General features: G+C 34.1%; 7 protein-coding genes. All 7 read left to right on the forward strand.

The features are described from left to right. Positions 1-966: argininosuccinate synthase domain-containing protein (locus QZ260_RS03805; protein ID WP_295982896.1), on the forward strand; the 966-nt coding region annotated here is incomplete at its 5' end. 2 nt (positions 967-968) lie between these two features. After that, positions 969-1,946, forward strand: a complete 978-nt coding sequence (gene argC / locus QZ260_RS03810; RefSeq protein ID WP_295982897.1) for an N-acetyl-gamma-glutamyl-phosphate reductase — start codon at positions 969-971, stop codon at positions 1,944-1,946. Between the two features lie 157 nt (positions 1,947-2,103). Continuing rightward, positions 2,104-2,895: a pyrroline-5-carboxylate reductase gene (proC, locus tag QZ260_RS03815; protein ID WP_295982899.1), complete on the forward strand. Its 792-nt coding sequence runs from the start codon at positions 2,104-2,106 to the stop codon at positions 2,893-2,895. Positions 2,896-2,900: 5 nt separating this feature from the next. Beyond that, positions 2,901-4,049 (forward strand): aminotransferase class III-fold pyridoxal phosphate-dependent enzyme, encoded by a 1,149-nt coding sequence (locus QZ260_RS03820; protein WP_295982901.1) that lies wholly within the window; start codon positions 2,901-2,903, stop codon positions 4,047-4,049. A gap of 3 nt (positions 4,050-4,052) precedes the next feature. Beyond that, a complete protein-coding gene (locus QZ260_RS03825; RefSeq protein ID WP_295982903.1) occupies positions 4,053-5,246 on the forward strand; it encodes a glutamate-5-semialdehyde dehydrogenase in 1,194 nt (397 codons plus the stop codon). 1 nt (position 5,247) lies between these two features. Beyond that, the gene (proB, locus tag QZ260_RS03830) at positions 5,248-6,012 is read left to right on the forward strand and encodes a glutamate 5-kinase (protein WP_295982906.1); all 765 of its coding nucleotides are present in this window, start codon (positions 5,248-5,250) and stop codon (positions 6,010-6,012) included. 5 nt (positions 6,013-6,017) lie between these two features. Further along, on the forward strand, positions 6,018-6,939 hold a 922-nt coding region (locus tag QZ260_RS03835), incomplete at its 3' end, for an acetylornithine carbamoyltransferase (RefSeq protein WP_295982909.1).

Raw genomic sequence — 6,939 nt, forward strand, 5'->3', positions numbered from 1 at the left:
GTGAAGTATTTGATTTTCGGAAATGTGTTAAAAAATAATACATATCCATTATCTGTAAGTGCCGAACGTATTATTCAAGCTATTGAAATAGTTGAGTATGCTAAAAGTATTGATGCTGAATATATTGCACATGGTAGTACAGGGGCTGGAAACGATCAAGTTCGTTTTGATATGATTTTTCAAACCTTGGCGCCAAATATTAAAATTATTACGCCAATTAGAGATGGGAAATTAACAAGACAACAGGAGATTGATTACCTAAAAGAAAACGGAATTGATATGTCTTGGGAAAAAGCAAAGTATTCTATTAATAAAGGGCTTTGGGGAACAAGCGTTGGAGGTTTAGAAACTTTAGAGTCGGAAAAACCGTTACCAAATGAAGCATACCCATCGCAATTAAAACATGCCGAAGACGAAAAAGTAAAACTAACTTTTTTAGAAGGCGAATTGGTAGCTGTAAACGGTATAGAAAACGATCCTGAAATTAATATTGAAGTTTTAAATAATTTAGCTTCACCTTATGCTATAGGCAGAGATATTCATGTTGGTGATACTATTGTTGGGATTAAAGGCCGTGTTGGTTTTGAGGCAGCGGCAGCATTAATTACTATTAAAGCACACCATTTGTTAGAAAAGCATACATTAACTAAATGGCAGTTACAGCATAAAGAATATTTATCTAGTTTCTATGGAATGCATTTGCATGAAGGACAATATTTAGATCCTGTAATGCGTAATATTGAAGCGTTCTTGCAAAGTAGTCAAGATATGGTTTCTGGTGATGTAACGGTGACTTTAAAACCATATCATTTTTCTTTGGACGGGATTGTTTCAAAGCATGATTTAATGAGTGCTAAGTTTGGAACTTATGGAGAAGAAAATAAAGCTTGGACTGCTAATGATGCTAAAGGATTTATTAAAATTCTTGGAAATCAAAACAAAATATATCAACAGGTAAATTTATAAGTATGAGACAAGTTGGAATTATAGGAGGTGCGGGTTATACAGCTGGTGAATTGATTAGATTATTAATTAACCATCCAGAAACTGAAATTGATTTTGTGTTCAGTACAAGCAATGCTGGAAACAAAATTAGTAAAGTGCATCAAGATTTGGTTGGATCTTTAGATCTGAAGTTTACAGATACAGTAAACTCAGATGTTGATGTATTATTTTTGTGTTTAGGCCATGGTAACTCCGTTAAGTTTTTATCTGCAAATACATTTTCTGATAACACCAAAATTATTGATTTAGGAAACGATTTTAGATTGAAAGCTGATAAAGTTTTTAAAGGGAAAACCTTTGTTTATGGTTTACCAGAATTACAAAGAGAGGATATTAAGAATGCAAAATATATAGCAAATCCGGGTTGTTTCGCAACAGCCATTCAGTTAGGCTTATTGCCTTTAGCGGATAAAGGTTTGCTTAATAATGATTTGCATATTAACGCAGTGACAGGAGCAACAGGTGCAGGGACATCGTTATCTGCAACGACGCATTATACGTGGAGAGATAATAATTTTTCGTATTACAAACCGTTTACGCATCAGCATTTAGGAGAAATTAATCAATCCGTTAATCAGTTACAAAATGATTTTGCTTCAGAGATTATTTTTATGCCTAATAGAGGGAATTTTTCTCGAGGTATTTTTGCAACGATTTATACTGATTTTGAAGGCACAGTAGAAGATGCAAAAGATATTTATAAATCCTTTTATAAGGATGCCGAATTTACGTTTGTATCAGATGAATTTTTACATATGAAACAAGTGGTGAATACGAATAAATGTTTGGTGCATTTGCATAAACACAATGGTAAATTATTGATTTCAAGTGTTATAGATAATTTATTAAAGGGTGCTTCAGGACAAGCTATTCAGAATATGAATTTAATGTTTGGTTTAGAGGAAACAACCGGATTAGGGTTGAAAGCAACTTATTTTTAGAGTATTGTAGCACGTACCAGAGGAGCGTTAGTGATTGCAGTGGAAAGCCCACAGTGAGGAACGAACGAGGACTTGCAACGTAAAGCGCGACCCTAGAGGTAACGCCAAAAAAATAAAAGAGATTTCCTCCTTCGAGGGAATGAAAAAAAGTATAATTATGAAAGTAGCAATTATTGGAGCAGGGAGTTTAGGACAGTCAATTGCAAAAGGATTATTGACGAATAAAGTGGTAGATTCTTTGTATTTAACGAAAAGAAATACAAGTTCCATAATAAAATTTAAGAGATATAATAGGGTTATTTTAACTTCAGATAATGAAGAGGCTGTTAAAAATTCTGATATTATTATTTTTGCTGTACAGCCAAGACATTTGAGAGTGATTTTAGAAAATTTAAAATATACACTCAAAAAAGAGCAAGTTATTATTTCTGTAATTACAGGTTTTTCTATTGCTAAAATAGAAAATATAATTGGCGGGAAGCATGTTATTATTCGTGCCATGCCAAATACTGCAGCTTCTGTAGGACAATCTATGACTTGTCTTTCTGCGAATGAAAGAGGTAGAGGAAAAGTTGAATTTGCCAAAACTATTTTTAACAGTTTAGGAAGTTCTATGGAAATTCCTGAAGAACAATTACAAGCGGCAACTGTTATTTGTGCCAGTGGAATTGCTTTTTGGATGCGATTAATTCGCGCAACCACACAAGGCGCTATTCAATTGGGTTTTGAAGCGCACGAGGCACAACAATTGGCAGTGCAAACCTGTTTTGGAGCTGCTACTTTGTTAAAAGAATCTGGTAATCATCCCGAAGCAGAGATAGATAGAGTAACAACACCTGGTGGGTGTACTATTGAAGGTTTAAACGAAATGGAACATCAAGGATTAAGTTCGTCTTTAATTAAAGGTATTACGGTGTCTTTTGATAAAATTAATCAAATAAAAAACTAACAAAAATGCCACTATTTAATGTGTATCCGTTATATAATGTAACGCCTGTTTCAGGAAAAGGTGTTTACGTTTATGATGAAGAAGGAATCGAATATTTAGACTTTTACGGTGGGCATGCCGTGATTTCTATAGGGCATTCGCATCCTAAATATGTTGAAGCTGTTTCAGAGCAAGTTGCTAAGCTTGGATTTTATTCTAATGCCATTCAAAACCCTTTGCAAAATGAATTAGCTGATAAATTAGTAGCGTTTTCAGATTGTAAAGATTACGAATTGTTTTTATGTAATTCAGGAGCAGAAGCTAATGAGAATGCTTTGAAATTAGCGTCTTTTAAAACAGGAAAATCTAGAGTTGTAGCCTTTAAAAATGGATTTCACGGGCGCACATCTGCGGCAGTAGCAGCAACTGATAACTCAAATATCATAGCGCCAATAAACGCGCAACAAAAGGTAACGATTCTGGAATTGAATGATGTTTTAGGTGTAAAAGCTGAATTGGAAAAGGGTGATGTTTGTGCTGTAATTGTTGAGTTTATTCAGGGTGTTGGCGGTTTAGATCAAGGAACTTCTGATTTCTTTGAACAAGTTGATGTGCTTTGTAAATCCAATAATACCATGTTTATTGCTGATGAGGTTCAATCTGGTTATGGGCGTTCTGGTAAATTCTTTGCGTTTCAGCATTATGATATAACGCCAGATATCATTGCTATAGCGAAAGGAATGGGTAATGGTTTTCCTATTGGGGGCATTTTAATTCATCCAGATATTGAAGCAAAATTTGGTATGTTGGGGACTACTTTTGGTGGGAATCATTTAGCATGTGCAGCGGGCTTATCGGTTTTAAATGTGATTGAGGAGCAAAAGTTGATGGATAATGTTAATGTGATGTCTGATTACTTCACGAAGATTGCTGAAACCATTCCACAGGTGAAAAATATTAAAGGACGCGGATTAATGCTTGGTTTAGAATTTGATTTTGAAGTTGGCAACCTTAGAAAAAAACTAATTTACGACCACCATATTTTTACTGGTGGAGCTTCAAATAAAAAGTTATTGAGAATATTACCGCCATTAACCGTCAGAAAAGAGCATATTAATATGTTTTTTAAAGCCTTAATTGAAGCGTTGGCTGAAGTTAAAACAACCGTTGAATAAAAAATGAATACACTATTATCCATAGAAACCAGAAATTCAGTATTGCTTAAAATGGCAGTGCTTTTAGAACGTGAACGTGAAGCAATAATCAGTATTAATAAAACTGATTTAGATGCCTATAAAGGTGATGATATTTCGATGTTTGACCGTTTGAAAGTTGATGATTCTAAAGTTGACGAAATGATTAAAGCAGTAACACATTTGGCGTCTCAAGATGATCCGGTTGGTGTGGAACGTTTTAGTTTTAAGCATGATAATGGTATGCAAGTCTATAATAAAACAGCCTCTTTCGGAGCGGTTTTAATTATTTATGAATCAAGACCAGATGTAACGGTTGAAGCTGCAGGAATAGCTTTTAAATCGGGTAACAAAATATTGCTTAAAGGCGGAAAAGAGTCATTGTGTTCAAATTTAAAAATAGTTGCGTTATGGCATGAAGCTTTAGAAGAAAATAACGCTTCTAAAGATTGGGTAGAATATTTACAATTCAATAGAACAGAGACTCAAGACTTTTTAGAAAAACCAACTCAAAAAGTAGATTTAATAGTACCACGTGGTGGCGAACGTTTAATTGCTTTTGTAAAAGAACATGCTACCTGTCCTGTGATTATTAGCGGACGTGGAAACAATTTTGTGTATGTACATGAAAACGCTGATTTAGGTATTGCTTTAAATGTTATCATGAATGGGAAATCAAAAATTTCGGCATGTAATGCAGTAGACAAGGTTCTTATTGATAAAAACCTACCTAATAAAAATGAATTCATTCAAAAGTTGATTTCTAAATTGAAAGCTTTTAATATCGAGATTTTAGGAGATGAAGCAACATGTCAGCTTGATGATATAAGTGCTTTCGAATCAGATGATATTTGGTATGAAGAGTTTTTAGATTATAAAATTGTTATAGGCGAAATAGTATCGAATGCCGATGCTATTGCTAAAATCAATACATATTCTGGTGGACATTCTTCATCTATAATTACTAGAAATAAAGACGAAGCTAAATTGTTCATGGAAAATGTAGATACTGCAGCAGTTTATCATAATGCATCTACACGATTTACAGATGGAGGTCAGTTAGGACTAGGTGGTGAATTAGCAATTAGCACCGATAAATTACATCAACGAGGACCAATAGGATTACAGCATTTGGTAACTAATAAATGGTATGTTCATGGAAACGGACAAATAAGATAGCATGCAAAAAAAGAAACGCATATTACTAAAAATAGGTTCGAATACACTAACCAAAGAAACCGATAATATCTCCAGAGGTAAGATTGAAGATATGGCAAGTCAAATTGCAAAACTTCAAGATACTTGTGAGTTTATTATTGTGAGTTCTGGGGCTATTGCAGTTGCAAAACAGTTTGTGAAATTAGAGAGCAAGCAGGAAGAGGTATTTGTAAAGCAGGCATTGGCATCTATTGGTCAGCCGCATTTAATTCGCATATACCAAGAAATTTTTAGAGAATATGGTTTGTTGAGTTCTCAATGTTTATTGTCTTATTCCGATTTTGAAAAAGAAGAAAGTAGAGCCAATATTATGAATACTATAAAAGTATTAGTGAACAATAACTATATTCCAATTATTAATGAAAATGACACGGTAGCTACAGATGAAATTAAATTTGGGGATAATGACAAACTAGCGGCATTAACAGCATCTTTACTCGATGTAGAATTATTTATAATTGCGACCAATACAAACGGTATTTATACCAAAGCGTCTATTAATAATGATGCGCCAAAAACTATAGAAGAAGTCACGGATTTTGATACATTACACTCGCAAGTTGTAAATTCTAAGTCATCACATGGTAGTGGAGGGATGCAATCAAAAGTTGAAGCAGCTTCCGTAACTAAAAAGGCAAATATAGAAACATGGATTGTAAACGGATTGGAAGATAATTTTATAGTGAATGCTATGGATAATAAGGTGTCGTTTACCAAAATAAAGTAGAAAAGATGAATTACACCTCCATAAACGATATAGACAACATCAATGTGTGGATTGAAGAAGCAAAACAATTAAAGGCAAATCCGCTTAAGAATATTGAGTTAGGGAAAAACAAAACCTTAGGATTATTATTCTTTAATTCTAGTTTGCGTACGCGTTTAAGTACACAAAAAGCAGCTTTGAATTTAGGCATGAATCCTATAGTGATGAATGTGTCTGGTGATGCTTGGGGTATTGAGTTTGGTGATGGTACAATTATGAATGGTAACACCGCAGAACATATTAAAGAAGCAGCGGCAGTGGTTTCACAATATTGCGATATTATTGCGGTTAGAGCTTTTCCATCGTTGACTGATAAAGTTAACGATGAAAGCGAACATGTTTTGAATTCATTTAAAAAATATGCTTCTGTTCCTATTATGAATATGGAAAGCGCAACAGGACATCCGTTACAAGGTTTGACTGATGCCATTACGATTTCTGAACATGCTAAGGTTAAAAAGCCAAAAGTAGTTTTAAGTTGGGCACCACATATAAAATCCTTGCCGCATGCTGTTGGAAATAGCTTTGTTCAAGCCATGCAAAAAATGGATGTGGAATTTGTGATTACGAACCCTGAAGGTTATAATTTGAACCCTGAAATTACTGGAGAAATACCAATTTATCACAACCAAAATGAGGCCTTTAAGAATGCCGATTTTATATATACCAAAAACTGGAGTTCTTATGAAAGTTACGGCAAAGTGTTAAATACAGACCCAAATTGGATGATAACCAAAGAAAAAATTGGCGATGCTAAATTCATGCATTGTTTACCGGTAAGACGTAATTTAGTTGTTGAAGATGCAGTTTTAGATAGTGATAGTTCGTTAGTGATTGAACAAGCTAATAACAGAACGTATGCAGCGCAATTGGTGCTTAAAAAGATTC

The organism is uncultured Algibacter sp. (assembly GCF_905480415.1).
Classification (GTDB): Bacteria; Bacteroidota; Bacteroidia; order Flavobacteriales; family Flavobacteriaceae; genus Algibacter_B.